Origin of the sequence: Staphylococcus simulans (genome assembly GCF_003043455.1) — a bacterium.
Taxonomy (GTDB): Bacteria; Bacillota; Bacilli; order Staphylococcales; family Staphylococcaceae; genus Staphylococcus; species Staphylococcus simulans_A.
Window position 1 is genome coordinate 1 of the sequence record NZ_PZGG01000014.1, and the last position, 20,463, is coordinate 20,463.

Annotated in this window: 16 protein-coding genes, 1 tRNA gene, 1 rRNA gene and 1 other RNA gene; 3 read left to right on the top strand and 16 right to left on the bottom strand. The window is 37.2% G+C overall.

Going from position 1 to position 20,463, the window contains the following annotated elements:
• From BU038_RS03870 to BU038_RS03890, 5 genes are all read right to left on the bottom strand, one after another.
• Positions 1-202 (bottom strand): 16S ribosomal RNA (locus BU038_RS03870); the annotation flags it as partial.
• A 518-nt stretch (positions 203-720) separates the two neighbouring features.
• Positions 721-1,317, bottom strand: coding sequence for a recombination mediator RecR (gene recR, locus BU038_RS03875; protein ID WP_002480399.1), 597 nt, complete (start codon positions 1,315-1,317; stop codon positions 721-723).
• A gap of 6 nt (positions 1,318-1,323) precedes the next feature.
• Entirely contained in the window at positions 1,324-1,641 is a 318-nt protein-coding gene (locus BU038_RS03880) for a YbaB/EbfC family nucleoid-associated protein (RefSeq protein ID WP_002480398.1), read from the bottom strand.
• Between the two features lie 209 nt (positions 1,642-1,850).
• On the bottom strand, positions 1,851-3,581 hold the full coding sequence (gene dnaX / locus BU038_RS03885; protein WP_107604900.1) for a DNA polymerase III subunit gamma/tau: 1,731 nt from the start codon (positions 3,579-3,581) through the stop codon (positions 1,851-1,853).
• A gap of 68 nt (positions 3,582-3,649) precedes the next feature.
• Positions 3,650-4,177, bottom strand: coding sequence for a GNAT family N-acetyltransferase (locus BU038_RS03890; RefSeq protein ID WP_107604901.1), 528 nt, complete (start codon positions 4,175-4,177; stop codon positions 3,650-3,652).
• A 224-nt stretch (positions 4,178-4,401) separates the two neighbouring features.
• On the opposite strand from BU038_RS03890, the gene BU038_RS03895 reads away from it, so the two are divergent.
• Positions 4,402-4,593: a hypothetical protein gene (locus BU038_RS03895; RefSeq protein WP_023014937.1), complete on the top strand. Its 192-nt coding sequence runs from the start codon at positions 4,402-4,404 to the stop codon at positions 4,591-4,593.
• Between the two features lie 41 nt (positions 4,594-4,634).
• On the opposite strand, the gene BU038_RS03900 is transcribed toward BU038_RS03895, so the two are convergent.
• Positions 4,635-5,000, bottom strand: coding sequence for a hypothetical protein (locus tag BU038_RS03900; RefSeq protein ID WP_107604902.1), 366 nt, complete (start codon positions 4,998-5,000; stop codon positions 4,635-4,637).
• Positions 5,001-5,011: 11 nt separating this feature from the next.
• A complete protein-coding gene (locus tag BU038_RS03905) occupies positions 5,012-6,184 on the bottom strand; it encodes a hypothetical protein (protein WP_107604903.1) in 1,173 nt (390 codons plus the stop codon).
• 109 nt (positions 6,185-6,293) lie between these two features.
• Here BU038_RS03905 and BU038_RS03910 point away from each other — a divergent pair, with 109 nt between their 5' ends.
• Positions 6,294-6,695, top strand: coding sequence for a DUF1433 domain-containing protein (locus BU038_RS03910; RefSeq protein WP_107604904.1), 402 nt, complete (start codon positions 6,294-6,296; stop codon positions 6,693-6,695).
• An 88-nt stretch (positions 6,696-6,783) separates the two neighbouring features.
• Here BU038_RS03910 and BU038_RS03915 read toward each other — a convergent pair whose 3' ends face one another.
• Complete coding sequence (locus tag BU038_RS03915; protein WP_107604905.1) at positions 6,784-7,965, bottom strand: MFS transporter; 1,182 nt, start codon at positions 7,963-7,965, stop codon at positions 6,784-6,786.
• A 126-nt stretch (positions 7,966-8,091) separates the two neighbouring features.
• Between BU038_RS03915 and BU038_RS03920 the strand changes: the two genes are divergently transcribed.
• Positions 8,092-9,000 carry a LysR family transcriptional regulator gene (locus BU038_RS03920; protein ID WP_107604906.1) on the top strand — a complete coding sequence of 303 codons (909 nt, stop codon included), beginning with the start codon at positions 8,092-8,094 and terminating at the stop codon, positions 8,998-9,000.
• A 97-nt stretch (positions 9,001-9,097) separates the two neighbouring features.
• Here BU038_RS03920 and ffs read toward each other — a convergent pair.
• From ffs to gltB, 8 genes are all read right to left on the bottom strand, one after another.
• An RNA gene (ffs, locus tag BU038_RS03925) (signal recognition particle sRNA large type) lies at positions 9,098-9,365 on the bottom strand.
• Positions 9,366-9,503: 138 nt separating this feature from the next.
• Positions 9,504-10,226, bottom strand: coding sequence for a trehalose operon repressor (gene treR / locus BU038_RS03930; RefSeq protein ID WP_428843587.1), 723 nt, complete (start codon positions 10,224-10,226; stop codon positions 9,504-9,506).
• 42 nt (positions 10,227-10,268) lie between these two features.
• Positions 10,269-11,915: an alpha,alpha-phosphotrehalase gene (treC, locus tag BU038_RS03935; protein WP_107604907.1), complete on the bottom strand. Its 1,647-nt coding sequence runs from the start codon at positions 11,913-11,915 to the stop codon at positions 10,269-10,271.
• Between the two features lie 97 nt (positions 11,916-12,012).
• Positions 12,013-13,440, bottom strand: coding sequence for a PTS system trehalose-specific EIIBC component (treP, locus tag BU038_RS03940; RefSeq protein ID WP_107604908.1), 1,428 nt, complete (start codon positions 13,438-13,440; stop codon positions 12,013-12,015).
• Positions 13,441-13,577: 137 nt separating this feature from the next.
• Entirely contained in the window at positions 13,578-13,967 is a 390-nt protein-coding gene (locus BU038_RS03945; protein WP_107604909.1) for a VOC family protein, read from the bottom strand.
• A gap of 178 nt (positions 13,968-14,145) precedes the next feature.
• Positions 14,146-14,238 (bottom strand) — tRNA-Ser (locus BU038_RS03950).
• 136 nt (positions 14,239-14,374) lie between these two features.
• A complete protein-coding gene (locus BU038_RS03955; RefSeq protein WP_107604910.1) occupies positions 14,375-15,847 on the bottom strand; it encodes a glutamate synthase subunit beta in 1,473 nt (490 codons plus the stop codon).
• Positions 15,848-15,871: 24 nt separating this feature from the next.
• Positions 15,872-20,362, bottom strand: coding sequence for a glutamate synthase large subunit (gltB, locus tag BU038_RS03960; RefSeq protein WP_107604911.1), 4,491 nt, complete (start codon positions 20,360-20,362; stop codon positions 15,872-15,874).
• Positions 20,363-20,463 lie beyond the last annotated feature (101 nt).

A 20,463-nucleotide genomic window follows, 5' to 3' on the forward strand; every position in this document is an offset into this window, starting at 1 on the left:
GAAACCATGCGGTTTCATGTATTATCCGGTATTAGCCCCGGTTTCCCGGAGTTATCCCAGTCTTATAGGTAGGTTACCCACGTGTTACTCACCCGTCCGCCGCTAACGTCAGAGGAGCAAGCTCCTCGTCTGTTCGCTCGACTTGCATGTATTAGGCACGCCGCCAGCGTTCATCCTGAGCCAGGATCAAACTCTCCATAATAATTTATGATGTTTGACTAGCTCATAAAAACTAATTGTTTTAAAACGTCCTTAAGACGTTTGTTAATTTGGAATTAACGTTGACATATTGTCATTCAGTTTTCAATGTTCATTCGGTTTATTTTTCCGACTCACAAGAATCAATTATACTCTCTTAAAACTTTAAAGTCAACACTTTTTCAAAAGTTTTTTGAGAAGTTTTTTCTGTGTGATTGTTGAAGTTATTTGTTTCGTTCGTTCAACAGGTATTAACTATACTAGCTTCTGCGCTTTTTTGCAACCCTTAAAATCCATCTTTTTTCGCCCTCAAACTGCTCAACGACGCTATTTTCCGTACTTTTATTCCAATGAAACCTGTAATGTTCGTTAAATATCCCCTTACATTTCTATATCTCTTCACAATCTCTTAATATTCCTCACAAAAACCAAACTTTAATTTTTTCTAAAAAAGTTTAAAAAAGTGCAGACGGGCATAATAAGAGGTTGAGCCTCTAGTATTATGACACTTCTGCACTGATTTTACATTTCTGTTCTGCCAGCAATTGCACGTGACAAAGTCACTTCATCTGCATATTCTAAGTCTCCGCCTACAGAAAGACCTTGCGCCAATCTTGTTACTTTAATACCGATTGGTTTCACAAGTCGAGAAATATACATTGCTGTCGATTCACCCTCTAAGTTAGGATTCATCGCAAGAATCAATTCTTTTACTTCTTCATCTTTTAATCGTTCTATTAATGAAGGAATATTAATATCCTCTGGCCCGATACCATCCATCGGAGAGATTGCACCATGCAATACATGATATAAACCTTTATACTCCCTCATTTTTTCCATTGCAATAACATCTTTGTCATCTTCAACTACACAAATAACAGAACGATCTCTCTGTTTATCTTGGCAGATATAACAAGGATCTTCTTCAGTAATATGTCCACATGTACTGCAATATGTTAATTCACGTTTGACATCTACAAGCGCTTTTGCGAATTGAACGACGTCATCTTCTTTCATATCTAAGACATGAAATGCCAGACGTTGTGCCGTTTTCGGCCCAATGCCTGGCAATTTCATGAAACTATCAATAAGTTTCGAAATTGGTTCTGGATAATGCATGGCTTATCACATTCCAGGAATGTTCAAGCCTTTAGTGTGTTTGCCTAAGCGTTCTGATGTTAATTCATCTGCTTTATTCATCGCTTCATTTGTAGCAGCTAACACTAAATCTTGAAGCATTTCAACATCATCTGGGTCGACTGCTTCTTCATTGATTTCAACATCTACGACTTCTTTATGACCTGTTACAGTTACAGTTACCATACCGCCGCCTGCTGTACCTTTAACTCTTTCGTCTTTTAATTTTTCTTGCTCTTCAGCCATTTTCTTTTGCATTTTCTGCATTTGTTTCATCATTTGTTGCATATTTCCGCCACCGCGCATAATATAGTTCCTCCTTAGATTCTAGCTTTATTATTCAACATAAGTCTAAGATACAAGAGTTCAATCGTATTCAATCGATTTTTTTACTTATAATGGAAGAAACCCATTATTTACTCTCCTATCTCTTCTATTGATATGCAAATTATAACACAAAGCACACAGGTCTTTCGACAATGATGGTATCTGAAAGGCTGTGTGCTGTATTTACTTTATTCTTCATCCATGACATGAACAGTGTCTTCACCAAACATATCTTTGGCTTTTTGAACAATATCATCTTGAGGTGCTTCTTGTTTCGTTTCTGTTTGGTTTGCTTGTTGATTACGTTTTCGATTTTGAAGATATTCAGAGCGTACTTGCATCCATTGATCTGCAGGTACACCGACAACTGCAACATCTTTATTGATAATACTACGTACAACTTCTTCTAAGTTTTTACGTTTCTCATCATCGTCATTTACGATTTCACAATGAATCTCTGCTTCAAATTGAACCAAAACACTTTTTTCACTCGCCGCGACTGGAATAGAGTTTTGCAATAAACTCACCAATGCTTTTTGATTATGATTCTTCGCATGGTCAATTACTTCTTGCCAATGTTCTTTCAATAATTGAATATCTTCTTTATTCGCATTATCTAATACCTTCGCAATTTGTGTCATAGAGTAACTGTTCTTACTCTTACGACGTCCTCTAGATGCTGTATGTTGCTTAGGTGGTGTATTTACTTGTGGAACACCTTGTTGTTTTAATGCGTGCAATTCTTGCTCAAGATGTTCTAAACGTTGCAACAAGGCGCTATTAACATCATTGGTACCTGTTGTTTGCGTTGCTTGCGATTCGTTCATTGAAGTTTGAGGCTCTGATGTTTTAGAAGCCCCACCTGCTTTAATCAATTCTGCCATTTTAACCAATAATACTTCAAAGTGTACGTTTTGATTTACACTGAAACGCACAGATACTAATGTATCATTGATTAAATCAATCATTTTATACAAGGTATCAAAGTCAAAGCCCATCAAAGCATCATATTCTGTTTGATTTTGGGCTGTTTTATTCATAATCGTATCACGTACAAAGTAAATCAGATCATTAATTAAACGATTGACTTCTTTACCGTCTTCTATAAATTGATGATAGCGTGCAAAAGCTGCTTTTACTTCTCCATTTGCCACATCATTTAATAAAGCATTCAGAGAAGCTTCATCTACACTACCAGTTACATTCAACGCATCTTGCAATGTTAAGTGTTCATCACCGAATGCAATTGCTTGGTCCATGATACTCAACGCATCACGCATACCGCCTTCAGAAGCTTTCGCAATAAACGCAATTGCTTCTTCATCGAATTCAATATGTTGAGATTCCGCAACATAGCGTAAACGATCAATAATTTGATCTAAACTAATTGCTTTGAAATCAAAGCGTTGCGCACGCGAAATTATAGTAGGCGGAATTTTATGCGGTTCAGTTGTCGCCAGAATAAAAATAGCATGTGCTGGCGGTTCTTCTAACGTTTTTAACAATGCATTAAATGCACCCGTCGTCAGCATATGCACTTCATCGATAATATAAACTTTATATTTTGATTGTGATGGTGCGTATTTCACTTTATCTCGTATGTTTCTGATTTCATCGACACCATTATTACTTGCTGCGTCAATTTCAATGACATCTGAATTAGAGCCTTGCGTAATACTCTTACAAATGTCGCATTCATTACAGGGTTCTCCGTCAACGCTGTTAGGACAGTTGATTGCTTTCGCAAATACTTTCGCAATACTCGTTTTCCCAGTCCCTCTAGGACCGCTGAAAATATAAGCATGCGATTGTTTACCCTTAGCAATCGCGTTACGGAGCGTCTTAGTTACATGCTCTTGTCCGACCACATCACTGAAACTTTGTGGTCGATACATTCTATATAAAGCTTGATAATTCACTTTCGCACCTCCGAATACAAATCAACATTATTATAGCACGCAGACAGGATGCAATGCGATGATAGAAATCAAACTTCATTTTCTAAGATTAACTGTCCTTGAGGATGTGCATCTAAAGTATCCCACAATAAATAAACACTATATTGATCTATGTCTTCACCTTCTGGAACTTCTACACTGAAATCACTTAAAGGGATAAATCCAAGCGATCTGAAATAATCCGGCTCACCCTCTACAATAATTTCATTATAGCCAGCCTCTTTTGCTCGGCTTTCTATTGCTTCTACCAAAGCCTTGCCGATACCATATTCTCTATAATCCTCTTTCACAGATAACGAACGTATCATTAAAGGACGCTGTATATCTTCTTCATTTCGAATCAACTCTTGCATCATTAAAATATGACCAACGATTTCATTATCATCAGTACGCGCAATCATTTCAAAATCATAATTATAATTAGGCAAGCGTCTTAATTCACGCAAACTATCTTCGTAATACTCCCCTTCGAAGAGTCCTTCACTATCTTTTTTGTCTTTTAAGTGTGCAATCACTGGATAATCGTTTTCTGTTACTGTACCTAGAAATATCTGCATACGTTCCCCTCCGTTATTCAGTAAAATGTATTAGGTACATTATAACGTAACTTGCTTTTTTCTCTTATTAATATGGGTTTATACATTTTCGACAATCACTAAAGAACCCATGATGCTCATTTTTGAAGAAATTATATAATATTTGTAAAATTAATGTAAATTATGTGATAAGATATGAGTTAACTAAGTCAGCATTGTCAAAATCCATTAAGGGGGCGACACACATGGTAATGAAAAATAAAGCTTATACCCTTTTAGGCATCGTGTTTATTGTATTGTGTCTAGCCAATTTTGTTGTTTTATATAATATATGGGCAGTTCTGCCAGGCCTGATTTGTGGCATCGTCTTTTTACGCTACGGTATTCAATTCAAAAGTGCAGAAGAAATTTTAAAAACTAAAAGCAAAGAAATATAAAACATGCGATATGTCTCAAATATAGAGATATATCGCATGTTTTATAACCAAGAATAGGTTTTACAACTATCAAGCGCTCTTTTTACTAATACTTGTCCTATACATATCTTCGATTTAATTTTCTCTAATTCACCTATTGCTTTATCCGCCATTTTACCCTCTGCTGCTTCATTAATTTCACCACTAAAAGCATTAATATCTTGAAATAATAAATGCAATTTCTCTTCTATATCGCTTAATTTTTCTCTTTCATCACGGATCATCTGATCAGTCTCTTTTTTCATTTGCATTTTTAATGACATCAAGTAAGCTTGTTCTTTTGCAAATTGAACCCCTTCTTCTATAGTTTCTCCTGTTTTTCCAGTCACATCTTCAACTGTTTCTATTAATTCTTTTCTAATATACATACTTATCTCCTCTAGTTCAAACCAAACTTTTCACTTAAATCCATTTCTAATGTATGCATTTCTTTTGTATTGGTTTCTAAGTGATTGGCAAATTGTACAATTAAACTTTTAATTTTTTTCAAACTGTCTGCACTTTCCTCGAACTCTAAGCCATCATAAAAGTCATAGTGTTCTGTTTTAGAAAGCTCTTGCATATAATTTTCAATATCACTTCTACTAATATACTCAAATCCGCCATTAGAAATTTTTTCTGCATATTTACTTTCTATTGCTTTAGCTTGTATTTTAGTTTCATCGATATAGTTTTCTAATTCTTTTAAAGCAACTCCAATAAATTCAACCTTACTCGGTAATTTTTTGGATATATTATATAACATCTCATAATCCATTTTTATAACAATATGGTCTCCATCGAATAGATAGGTATCCAATCCATGACCTTTAATCGTCTTGTAGTGCGTGTGTTTGTCCTGTATCGCAAATTCTTTACCAATAATGGGATGTAAAAATTCAATCGTTCCGATTAAATCTGTATTATGAGAGTAATCAATAATACGACTAGCATATTTAGAATTATTGAAATTCTTTTTGATTTCTGGTGGTAATAGACTAAAACTATTAGGAGCTGAAAAAGTTCTGACCTGATCAAAATCGAACATTACACCCACAGGCACAATACCAGCACCACCTAAACTGTGTCCGGTACCATATTTGTGCTTAGGATTATACTTTTCAATCACTGATTTGACCCAAATTGCACCTTCATCAAATTGATTAATTTTAAATGAATTTACTTTACCTATTTCAGTTTTAGGACTTTTAATTTCCATATTTTCTAAATCACTATACTTTTTTATTTTTGGGGTTGAGTAATTTATCTGTAACGGAAGCGCATTCACCACTAAAATTTGTGCATCAGCTTTAATATCCGCACCCTTATCTTCAAATAAGTTCGTTCCAGCAAAAGCAAAGTACATTTCATCTTTATCTACTGAACCATCACTTCTCACTGGCGCAACAGCCATTGCTTTAAAACCATTCTCATGATCAATACGTGAAGACATTACTTTAAACGTTTGTTCTTTATGACTAATTGAAACTGTGAAGTCTTTTTCGAACCCTTTTATATTATAGACTTTTGAAGATAATTCATGATAGGTTTTATCCTTTTGGTATAGTTTCATTATCCCACCTCTTTAGGTATACTTATTAATAAGTATTATACATCTTGATATTACAATACGCTATTATATTTTTTATGTATAAATAAAATTAATCTACGAAAGGTACAATATGAAACAAAAACTATTATTCTATATCTCCATCATTATTATTTTAATGTTTATAGTTTGGAAAGGATATGAATGGAAAATGCAACATGATATTGAACAAGAAAGATTTGATAAACTTAAAAATGAAATCACTCTATATTTGAAATATAATTTAAATAGCTTCAAAAGTGTTAAGTTCACTGAAACAGATGTTGACCCTCTCGGTTTTTACGTTGTTGAAGGTTATGTGAATAATAATAAAGGCATGAGATTTTCCGCTAGTAAAGATGGTACTAATTCTCAATATTATGAAGGTAACATAGGCGGTAGTGAAACATTCATGAAGCTATTAAAAAAAGACAGAAAATCCATTCCTGAAATTGAAAAAGAAATTCGCAATTCCAAAAACAAAGGACTCCAATAATTAAACATTAGAGTAAATAATTGAAAAACGTCTTATAAAGCATTCAATCTAGTGGCTGCTTTATAAGACGTTTTTTGTATTATCTTGATTAATATTCCATTGTTTGATGTTTGCGACCATGCATGAAATAGTACAGTGCAATGACAAACACAAGTAATAGTGCCATTAACATATAAAGGTTTCGATAGCCTACACTACCAATTAAAATACCGAGTAATGTTGGACCAGCACCCGCACCTAAATCCGCAAAGATATAGAATGTTGAAGTCGCAAGTCCAATTTTTTCAGGTGGTGACGCTTGAATCGCAATCGTTTGGAAAGATGGAATCGACGTACCATAACCAATACCGATGAATATAGCTGAGAATAATAACATCCAACTACTATGTGTCATACTTAATAATACTAAGCCAATGACAAATAAAACCAATACAGGATAAACAACTTTATTCGCACCATAGTTATCGAATACTTTACCTGTAATCGGTCTGACTACAAACGTACTAAATGCGTAGACCACAAAGAAGAAACTTGCGGCAGCCGCTAACCCAATATGGCTGGCATACGAATCTAAGAATGCGAGTACACTTGAATAAGCAATCCCTACAAAGACAATAACAATAGAAATCGGTATAGCTTGTTTTTGTAGAAATTGGCCGAGGCCTTTAGCTGGATTCACTTCTTTATTCTCAGCATCTACCATAGGTTGTCTGATATTAGAGATGAAGAGTGATAAAACCCCAGCAAGTAAGATACAGATTAAACATACAATGAAGTTACTTTCAAAACTGAAGCGTTGATTGATTAAAATACCTAAGAAAGGACCAATCGCTGACGCTACTGTAGTGCTTAATGCGTAATAGCCGATACCTTCACCTTTTCGATCTTCTGGCACAATCGTAGATGAATACGTTCCTGTTGTTGTAGAAGCCATCCCAAATGCGATACCATGGATTAAACGCACAATGATTAAAACTAATAAGCTATGAATAAGGAAATACAACGCTATGGCCACAAATGAAAAGACCAAACTTGCTAAAAGCGTCTTTTTCAAATTAAGCTGATCAATATATTTCCCAGTAAATAAACGCCCAAATAACATCCCAATAATAAAGATACCGGCAGCTAAACCGCCCATGCCCTCACCCGCATGAAAAGTATCTATTGTAAAAGAAGTCACAGTTACGATTAAGGCGTAATGAATGATATACATTAAGAAGTTAATCAATGTAATAAATATAAAGTCCTTCGTCCACAAATGACGATACATATTTGTACACTCCCTCTTTACGTCACAAAAATTTCAACGAAACTATTATAATCATAAATAACACTAATGTATAATGGAATTTGTTAATGTTTTCATAAGCAGAACTAATGAATAAGAGGTATAGTTATGAATTTTACACAGTTATATTATGTTAAAACAATCACTGAAACAGGTTCAATTACGAAAGCAGCAACCTTATTACACATCACGCAATCTGCGTTAAGTCAGTCTATCTCTCATTTAGAAGACGAGTTAAATTTAAAGCTGTTTCAACGTCAAAAAAGCGGTACGACTTTAACACCGCAAGGCAAAGAAATATATCCCTTCATCTTAGATCTGTTAGAACAAGAATCCACACTTTACGATAAAATTGAAACTTTGAATTCAGAAATGAAAGGCACCCTTTCTATTGCTACAGTTCCAAGTTTATTTATGACTATCGTTCCAAGTGTAATGTCTACATTTAAAAGAGACAACCCCAATATCGATGTACAAATTACTGAAGCTGAAAATGATGAAGTTCAACGTTTAGTTGTCAGCGGAGAAGCTGACATTGGTTTATATACTATCTTAAAAGAAGAAGACTTAGACGTTCGTGGTGCGCGTTATGCCCCATTGTTCTCTAGCGGTTTTACCGCTATTGTCCCAAGCGACTCTAAACTCGCTTACTATAATCAACTTTCACTAGAAGATATCAAAGGCTTCCCGTTCATTCTATATGATCGCAACTTCTATAAAAAGAACATCCAAAATTTCGAAGAAAAGAATGGTTCAATCAACCTATTATTTTCTACTGAAAACGTCGGTGTACTATTCAATTCCGTTGCAGAAGGCTTAGGTATCAGTATTCTGTCAGATTTAATGGTAGAAAGTACCCCTTATTATCAACGTAATATGATTACCACTGTTTCTGTAGGAGCACCATTTAATCAAATGATTGAATACGGCGTGCTTTATATGGAAGATTCTGAGAAACAAAAACAGATTTCAGAGTTCACGAAGTATTTAGTTAAAGCCGCCCATAACAATCATTAAATAATCCAAATTAAAAAGTGCTTTCATAAGATAAGTTTCAACCTACCTTATGAAAGCACTTCTTTATATATATTCGTACATTATAGACATAAAAAAACCGCGCAACTTTGCTTTGAATGTGTATCATGAACGTTACCAAAGTCGACAGCTAAATCTCGGCTACCCTACGGCACATATGATAATCCACTTAATGCTGCTTCCGTCAGGACCTGACATGATTCATGGGTTCATATTGCATAGGACCGAAATCTTCAAACACCTCGTGCTTTGGGCAGACTTCACAAGTACACACCCTAGGCAAAGTATTCAGTCTCGCATAAGCGGATTTCGAGAATAGGGAACCGCTACCTCCCCACCTAGCACGGCAAGTTATATCTTACTATATATTAAGCAGGTAATGCAAGTATTAATGATTTGTAAATCTTCCTCTTAATAAGTGCTTCATTTTCTTTCTTATTATTTAAGAAGAAAACCAGCTAACACTATATTAGCTGGCTTTTATCTTATCTTCTTGAGAAATCCACAAATCTGAATTCAGTCGCAATATGCTTTGCGATATTGTATTGAAATTTCGTAGTGTCTTTTAAATGCACCACACCTCTGACTGTGGCAGTGTAAGGTGGATTTACTTGTCCGAAAGCTTCATACTCCGCTTCTCCAAACGCCTCAAACGTAATAGCCTTACTAGAATAACTAATCTCTTGTTTAAGTTGTTGCTCAATATATTCATACAGCGAATTCTTCACAATCGTTTCTGTTAAACCTGGAACGACACTTGCCACCAAGTAATCTTCATCTATAATTTTGACTCTGCCGTCCATTTTACGATAACGCACAAGATGCCACAACTTGGCATTGTCAGTTAAATCTAGCGCTTCTTGAACGGCAGGGACTTCTTGTGCTCGGACGGTTTCTAGTATTTTCACTTCTGTTTCTAAAGCAATGCCTAAGTTTTGTTGGACCTCTTTGAAACTTGTCAGCTTAGAAAACGGGAACTCCTTAACACCTTGATAAATCACAATCGAGCCCTTGCCTCTGATTTTTTGAATCATGCCTTCACTGACCAATAAGTTCAGTGCACGACGCACTGTTTCGCGTGAAGCATGATACATGGTAACCAAATCATGTTCAGAAGGCAGCTGTGCGCCATATACTAACTTTTCATTCATAATTTGTGTTCTTAAATCATCGTAGATTTTCGTGAATTTCTTTGGTTTCGTCATCATCGTTCTCACTCTATTCTTCATTCGTCTTAATCGTTATAGTGCCTAGTTATCCTCTTGTGCAATAACAATTGCACCATAACCGTCAATCTCTCCATCCACAATCGTACCGCGTTCTAGAACAACCTCTCCTGTTGTTTCCAGATCTTCTGGTAATAAAGCCGCTTCTTTACTAAAGTTAGCGATTACTAACCATTGTTGATCTTGATACGTACGTCGATAAATCATTAATTGCTTATTATCCATGTATAATGGCGTAATATCTCCATACGTTATAATATCATGTTCATGACGTAAACGGATTAATTCACGATACGTTTGTAAGACAGAATGTTCGTTTTCGATTTCATCTTCAACATTAATATAACTTGCGTCGTCTGGAATATCAATCCACGGTGTACCACTTGTAAATCCAGCATTTTCAGCTGGTGTCCACTGCATTGGTGTACGTGAATTATCACGAGATTTTTGCGCTAGAATCTGCATAATACGCGTCTCTTCTACACCTTGTTCTTTTAAATTACGATACGCATTCAACGATTCAACATCTCGATATTGATCAATACTTGTGAAATGCGGATTGGTCATCCCAATTTCTTCACCTTGATAAATATATGGTGTTCCTTGCAGCATATGCAGTGCTACAGCTAACATTTTCGCACTCTTTTGACGTAATTCCTCAGTTGAATCATCTCCAAAACGAGAAACCACACGTGGCTGATCATGGTTGCACCAGAAGATTGCGTTCCAACCGCCGCCTTGATGAATGCCCAATTGCCATTCCATTAAAATACGTTTAAGCGCTAAGAAATCATAATCTGCATACGTCCATTTTTCACCATTCTCATAATCTACTTTTAAATGGTGGAAGTTAAATACACTATTTAATTCTTCACGCTCTGGTTTCGTATACTTAATACAATTTTCAATCGTAGTTGAAGACATTTCTCCGACTGTCATTAAGTCTTTGCCTCCGAATGTTTCACGGTTCATTTCGTGAATGAACTCATGGACACGTGGGCCATCTGTATAGAATTCTTTTCCAATCGCTTCAGAATCTTTGAATTCATCTTTAGAAATTAAATTAATAACGTCAAAGCGGAAACCATCTACACCGAAATCAATCCAGTAATTAATCATGTCGTATAATGCCGCTCTTACTTCAGGATTCTCCCAGTTCAAGTCTGCTTGCGTCACGTCAAAAAGATGTAAGTAATATTCATCGCTTTTTTCATCATATTTCCATGCATTACCCCCGAATTTTGATTCCCAATTTGTCGGAGGTACACCATCTTTCGCGGCTTTGCGGAAGAAGTAATAATCACGATACGGATTATCTTTTGATGAAATCGCCGATTTAAACCATTCATGTTCTGTTGACGTGTGATTGATGACGATATCCATCATCACTTTCAAATTATGCGCATGCGCTTCATCTAGTAAACGTCTTAATTCTTCTTTCGTCCCAAAATCTTCATTAATGTTATAGTAATCACTGATATCATAACCATTGTCATTCATCGGTGATTGATACACTGGCGTTAACCAAAGATAATCGACACCTAAATACTCTAGATAATCCATTTTTTCAATAATCCCGTTTAAATCTCCTACACCATTTCCTGTCGTGTCGTTAAATGATTTTGGATAAATTTGATAAACAACAGACTTTCTCCAATCGTTATGTTTCATAATATGATCACCTTTTCCTCTCTCTTTATAAAAAAACAGAACACCTTTTGTATGATGTTCTGTTTTTTAAACGTACGTTTTATATATCTATAATCACTTAATCTACCATTTCTTTTGCTTTTGTTTTCGCAAATTTTGAGAAGATAACTGTTAAGATTGCAGGTACAATCACCGCAATGACTGTACAAATCGCATAGACTACCCAATATTCTTTTTGGATAGAAATGATTGCGGGTACACCGCCGACACCCACGTTACCTAATACTTTGCTGGCACCGATGAAAGCACCAAGCACACCTGATGTTAAAATTGCCGCAACAAATGGATATTTTAATGGAATGTTTACCCCGAACATTGCAGGTTCTGTGACACCTAGCAAACCAGACACACTTGATGTAATCGCTAAACCTTGTTCTTTTACCATCTTACGACGTTTGTAGACGTACCAAGCGCCAAGAGCTGCTGAACCTTGACAGATATTTGAAATCGCAAGAATCGGCCATAAGTATGTCCCTTTTAATGAGCTTCCCATTAATTGGAAGTCCACAGCTAAGAACATGTGGTGTAAACCTGTAATTACAAGCGGTGCATAGAATAAACCGTAGATTGCGCCGCCTAACCAACCAGCACGGTTGAATAAGAATGTAACGATATCTGTAATACCTGTACCGATCCATAAAGCAATCGGTCCAATAACTAAGAATGCAAGGAAACCTGTTACTAATAATGCGATAGGTCCTACAACTAACATCTTAATTGAATCATGAACAACTTTGTTTAAGCCTTTTTCAATTTGCGCTAAAACATAAGAAGCTAATAATACTGGTAACACTTGTCCTTGATAGTTTAACTGTTTTACATCTAATCCGAAGATATGCCAAACAGGAATCTTAGATCCTTCATTTAAAGCATATTGTGATACCAATTGCGGATGCATTAAGACAAGTCCTAATACTAAACCAAGTACTGGGTTACCGCCGAATACACGCATACTACTCCAACCAATCAACGCCGGCAAGAAGATAAACGCGGTTGTCGCAATCACGTTCACAATATCTGCGAAGTCATGAATTTGCGGGAACTGTTTCACTAATGGTTGCGGACCGAATAAGTCCTCCATTGTTAAAAGGTTATAAATCCCCATTAATAAACCGGCAGTGACGATAGCTGGTAAGATTGGAATGAAGATATCCCCTAATAGTTTTACGAGTCTCTGCAACGGATTACCTTTTTTCGCAGCCGCTGCTTTTACTTCATCTTTAGAAGCCCCTTCTTTACCGACTTCATTCATAAAACGTTTATATACTTCATCGACTGTCCCCGGGCCGATGACAATTTGATATTGATTATCCGCTTTAAATTGTCCTTTAACGAGCGGATTCTCACTTAATTCGTCCTTATTTACTTTATTATCATCTTTTAATACTAAACGTAATCTCGTGACACAGTGCGTCGCTGCCTCTAAGTTTTCAGCACCACCGATTGCTTCCACAATCTGTTTAACATCTTTATCTTTTACAGCCATCTGACTCACTCCCTTTATTTTATCTTTGAATCCATTGTACTTGTCTAGACAAGTTATGTAAAGGCTTTCATTCAAATATTTTAAAAAAGCGATAATCTTACAAAAAAAGATTACCGCTTCTTCAATTAAATACATCACTATGGACGTTCTATAATTTGAATTAAATTACCGCAAGTATCATCAAACACCGCGAACTTTACACCATTCCCCATATCCATAGGTGCCATGGTGAACCCTACACCATGTTCTTTTAAAGTTTGGTAAGTCGCTTGTACGTCTTCTACATCGAACATTGTACAAGGAATCCCTTCTTGTTTCAGACCCTCTTGATAAGTCTTTGCGACAGGATGTTGATTAGGTTCTAATAATAATTCAGTGCCTTCAGGATTCTCTGGTGATACAACTGTCAACCATCTGTATTCACCTGCAGGTTCATCCGCATGTTTTTGAAACCCTAATACTTCAGTATAAAATTTTAATGCGTGCTCTTGATCTTCCACAAAAATACTTGAAACTTTGATTTCCATATGAGTTTACCTCCGTTGTTGCGTCACTCTTTCATTCCTTAAATTTACATCATATAAACTTATAATTGAATCGAACCCTTTAATGTGAAAGTTACGATAGAAACTAAAAAGGCAATCATTCAACGTAACAGTTGAGTGATTGCCTTTTTATATCTATTAGTCTTGGATTTAAAAATAATGGCGGAGGAAGAGGGATTCGAACCCCCGCGGGCCGTTAAGCCCCTGTCGGTTTTCAAGACCGATCCCTTCAGCCGGACTTGGGTATTCCTCCAAAATAAGCACAAGAACTATTATATGATATTTATAAAAAGAAGTCAACATTTCTCAAAAAATTTAATGTTAAGTTTTGTGAGAATGACGCAAAATTAAAACACACAGCCATAACTTTACAGCTGTGTGTTGAATTATTAACTAAATACCGTTTGTTTTTGTAAATATTTGTGTACAGCTTTCGCAACACCGCGTCCTTCTTTAATCGCCCAAACGACTAAACTTTGGCCACGTCTCGCGTCACCTGCCGCAAAGATATGCGGTTGGCTTGTCGCATAATCTTTATCATTCGCAACGATACTGTTGCGCTCTGTTTTTAAATTGAAATCATTTGGCACAGTATTTTCAGTACCGATAAAGCCAATCGCTAACAAGACTAAGTCAGCTGGCCAATGACGTAAAGTATCATTCATTTCTGTCGAACCATCTGGTAATTGGCGTAACGTTTGTGTATACACACCACGTACATTACCAAGTTTATCAACATCATAGCGCATAGAGTTTTCACCATATGCACGTGGTTCAAAACCGAATTTTTCTTCGTATTCACTATGCGCATAATCCATTTTAAAGACTGGCATAGACATCGGCCAATATGGATTACCTTCAATTTCATAACGTTCTGGTAATCTTGTGAACTGGTTAAACTGTACAATAGATTTACAATTTTCACGTAAAGCTGTTGCGACACAGTCGGCACCTGTATCACCAGCACCGATCACAATCACATTTTTACCTTCTGCACTGATTGTCGCATCTTCTGATTTCAGTTCACCATTTAAGATTTGTGTTTGTTCTGTCAAATAATCTAAAGCAAAATGGATACCTTGTCCCATACGGCCTTCAAGCGGTAAATCTCTCGCTTGATGTGAGCCAGTACAAACGATAATCGCATCAAATTGTTCATCTAACGTTTCCCGGGAAATATCGACGCCGACTTCTGTATCAGTGACAAATTTCACACCCGCTTCTTCCATCAAATGGACTCTTCGACGAACGACTGCTTTATCCAATTTCATATTTGGAATACCATACATTAATAAGCCGCCTGGTTCATGTGCACGTTCATAAACCGTCACATCATACCCTTTTGCATTTAATTCATCCGCAGCTGTTAAACCAGCAGGTCCGCTTCCGACAATCGCCACAGATTGTCCTAAACGTTTCTCTGGTACACGGGGTTGTACCCATCCATTTTCGAATGCTTCATCAATAATCGTTCTCTCGATCCCCTTGATTGCGATCGACTCTCGGTTAATTTTCATCACACATGCTTGTTCACAAGGTGCTGGACAAACACGCCCTGTAAAGTCAGGGAAGTTATTAGTTTCAGAGAGACGTTCATATGCCTCTCTGAAATCACCGTGGTAAACTAAATCGTTCCATTCCGGAATATAGTTTCCAATTGGACAACCGATTGTTTGTCGTCCTAAACTTTGACCTGTTTGACAAAACGGTGTACCACAATCCATACAACGCGCACCTTGACGCTGTGCATCTTCTTTAGTGAAACGCTGCTGGAATTGAAGATGGTTCGTTAAACGCTCTGCTAACGAAAGTTCCGGCAGTGCTTGTTTGTCATATTTCATAAAACCTTTGAATTCACCCATATCTAAACACTCCTTCTTATTTCGTTAATAAACAACTGAGAATGGTCCTTCTAAATCTGCTGCTTTACGTGTATCGTAGAAGGCATTCAAAATTGCTGTTTTAGAATTGTCTGCTTTACGTTCTTGATCTTCAATTTTATGCATCATTAATTTATAGTCTTTTGGTATGACTTTAACGACTTTTTGAGCCACATTGTCAAAATCAGCTAATACTGCTTTAGCTTTTTTACTGTCTGTGTATCGAACATGTTCTTCTAACATGTCTTTAATAACCGCAAATTCTTCTGGTTCAGTAATAGTATCGAAATCAAGTGTTGGCAATGCATTGTACGATTTGAAGTGTTCCACATCATCAGGGAAGATGTAAGCGACACCGCCGCTCATACCTTGACCGAAGTTGTCACCGACATTACCTAATACAATGACACGTCCACCAGTCATATACTCTAAACCATGGTTTCCGATACCTTCTACGACTGCATGAACACCACTGTTTCTGATACAGAAACGTTCACCGGCATAACCATTAATAAAGGCTTTACCGCTTGTAGCGCCGTAGAAGCATACATTACCGACAATAATATTTTCTTCACGTTCTTCATTTGGTGCATTAATGATAATCTTACCTCCGGATAAACCTTTACCAACATAGTCATTGGCATCACCTGTATGGTGAATTGTTAATCCTGAAGGTGAAAATGCACCGACACTTTGGCCTGCATGGCCTGTAGTTTCAACATAGATTGTATCTTCAGGTAAACCTTCCGCTCCATGTGCGCGAGTAATCAAGCTGCCGGCAGTTACACCTACATCACGTTGCTCATTGCACAACTTATATGTCCCTCTAAATAAAGTACCGTCTTGAATTGCCGCTTCAGCATCTGGAATCAATTCCGTTTGATCAAAACCTTTTTCTAAATGATGCTGTTGCTCAATTTGTTTGAATGTCGGTCCTTCATTTTGATAAAGCAACGGTGCCACATCAAGTGAACGTGCTTTTTCGTTAGCTACCGAATGATTTGCTTCTAATAAATCAGTTCGGCCGATCAATTCTTCAACAGAACGTAGACCCAGTTCAGCTAACACTTCACGTAATTCTTGTGCAATAAAGTGCATAAAGTTAACCATGTGATGTGCACGACCGTTAAAGAGTTGACGTAAATCTTCGTTTTGTGTAGCCACGCCGACAGGACATGTATCTTTATGGCACACACGCATCATGACACAACCTAGAACAACTAACGGTGCTGTCGCAAAACCAAACTCTTCCGCACCTAATGCACAAGCATAAGCCACGTCATGTCCAGTTAATAACTTACCGTCTGTTTCTAAACGAATACGAGAACGTAAATCGTTCATCATTAATGTTTGATGCGTTTCTGCTAGACCGATTTCCCAAGGCAGTCCAGCATGTTGAATACTTGTTTTAGGTGAAGCACCTGTACCGCCGTCATAACCGCTGATAACGATTTTGTCAGCAAAGGCTTTCGCAACACCTGCCGCAATTGTTCCGACACCACTCTTAGATACTAATTTCACAGCGATATTCGCTTGTGGATTCGCATTCTTCAAGTCATGAATCAACTGCGCTAAGTCTTCAATTGAATAAATATCATGATGAGGTGGTGGTGAAATCAAGCCGATACCTGGCGTTGAACCACGTACCTCAGCAATCCATGGATAAACTTTCGTACCTGGCAACTGTCCGCCTTCCCCTGGTTTAGCACCTTGTGCGACTTTAATTTGAATTTCAGTCGCATGTTGTAAATAATCACTTGTTACACCGAAACGACCTGATGCAACTTGTTTAATTGTACTTGTATAATCTTCACCTTCTGGACCTTTCACGTAACGTTCAGGGTCCTCTCCACCTTCACCGCTATTACTCTTACCGCCAATTAAGTTCATCGCTTCTGCTAAAGTTTTATGTGCTTCGGCAGAGATTGAACCATAACTCATGGCACCTGTATTGAATCGGTGAACAATGTCTTCTATCGGTTCAACCGCATCAATGCTGATCGGTGTACGTGATTTGAATTTCATTAAATGACGAATACGATCAGTACGTTGATGATTCACTGTTTTCGAATACTCTTTGAACATGTCATAGTCATTTTCACGACATGCATGTTGCAGCAACCTAATGGTAGTTGGGTTGAAAGCGTGATATTGACCTTGTTGGCGCCATTGGAACGTACTACCTGATTCAAGATGTTCTTCTTTACGTCCTTGGCGTTTCTTATTCTCTTCATCAATCAAATCAATCGTTAAACCAGATAACTTAGATTGTGTACCTGTGAAGTATTTATCAATGACCTCATGTGATAAACCGACTGCTTCAAAGATTTGTGCACCTTGATAACTTTGAACCGTTGAAATACCCATTTTAGACATGACTTTAATAACCCCTTCAGCCAACACGTCTGTATAAGTTTTCACTTGTGCTTCAGCAGGACCAGATAATTCACCTTGTTCTACCAATGCCGCAATCGTTTCTTGTGCTAAATAAGGAACAACTGCATTAGCACCATAGCCTAATAAACATGCGACATGGTGGACTTCACGAATTTCTCCGCCTTTTGCCACTAAACTTGTTTCTTGGCGTAAATCTTCAGTAATCAACGCCTGATGCAAGTAGCTGACCGCAAGTAAAATCGGAATTGCATACCCTGGTTCATCACGTAAGCTGCTGTCATCTAAGACTAAAATGTCATAACCTGCTTTAACCGCTTCAACCGCTTTCTCTCTCAACACTTCTAGCGCATCTTCTAAGCTGCCGCTATATACGGTTGATAAATGTTTCGCACGGAATGGTCCGTTCTCTGCTACTTTTAATTGCGCTTCTGTTAAAACAGGATGTTTCAATTGAAGACGATTCAACGCATCTGTGTCAGGTACAAGCAAATTGCCTTCTTTACCTAAGTATGACAATTCACTTGTGACGATTTTTTCACGATAAGCATCAATTGGCGGGTTCGTAACTTGTGCGAATAATTGTTTGAAGTAGTTGAATAATGATTCAGGACGTTCATTCAATACCGCAAGTGGAGCATCGTAACCCATCGCACCGATTGGATCTTTCTTACCGCGTACTAATTCAGCCATATATTTATGAATTTCTTCACGTGTATAACCGAATTGTTTTTGTAGACGTTCAACCGTTTCAAAATCCCAACCTTTTGATTCAAACGGCACTTCTAAATCTAAATCAACTTTATGTTTTTTCAACCATGTTTCATAAGGTAACTCGCTTGCGATTTCTGCTTTCAACATATGGTTATGTACCACTTCGTGTTTATCAAAATCAACAAGTAATAAACGACCTGGGTTCAAGCGCCCTTTAAACGCAACGTCTTTTTCCTCTACATCGATTACACCGACTTCAGAAGAGAAGATAATATAGTTGTCTTTCGTAACTGTATAACGACCTGGACGTAAACCATTACGGTCAGTTAAAGCACCGATTTTGTCACCATTACAGAAAGCGATCATCGTTGGGCCATCCCATGGTTCCATCATATAGCTGTAGTACTCATAAAAAGCACGGACAGCACTTTGGTTAGCTTTGCTGTATTGCCATGGTTCAGGCACTAATAACATCGCAGCTTTCTCAGGTTCCATCGCAAGCGATAAAAATTCAAGCGCATTGTCGACAATTGCAGAGTCACTACCGTCCACATCTAATACAGCGTGTACTTTTGGTCGATCATTTTCATCAAAAATAGTTTCAACTAAACGTTTCTGACGTGCACGCATCCAGTTGACATTACCTCGGATGGTATTGATTTCACCATTATGCATTAATAAACGGTTAGGATGTGCACGTTTCCAACTAGGGAACGTATTCGTACTAAAACGAGAGTGAACTAAACCTAATTTAGATTCATAATCAGGATGATTTAAATCTTCATATAGTCCTTTAATTTGGTCAGAACGTAACCAACCTTTATAAACAATCGTTTTTGGAGATAAACTTGTGAAGTATAATTCCAACTCTTGTTCATCACCGTAAAATTCAATTTGTTTACGTGCAAGATATAAGCGTTTCGCTGCGTCTGCACTATGATTTAAATCAATAAAGACTTGTTGAATGACCGGCATTGTTTCAGCGACATGCGGTGCAACAGCTGAAACATCCACAGGTACATCGCGATACCCGATCACACGAAGACCTTCAGTTTCAAAATAGGCTTTAAAGATTGTTTCGTGTCTTGAACCTGCAATGCGTTCATTAGCGAAAAAGAAACCGACAGCGTAGTTACCTTCTTCAGGTAAGTCTAAGTCTGTCTGTTCTTTGAAAAATTTAAATGGAATTTCAGTCATAATTCCTGCTCCATCACCAGTCATCCCGTCAGCACCGATCCCCCCACGGTGATCCAAACGGCGCAGCATTTCTAGTGACTTAATGACAATATCATGCGATCGTAAATTGTCCATGTTTGCATAAAATCCTATGCCGCAAGCATCATGTTCGTTTCTTGCATCGTACAAACCTTGATTCTGCTCATTTACCATGCTTGCTCCTCCTTTAAATATGCGTTGTATGAATTTTCAGATTATTATCGATAACTATTATAATATAGGAGGGTATTCTTCTGTTCAATTCAAAAATTAGA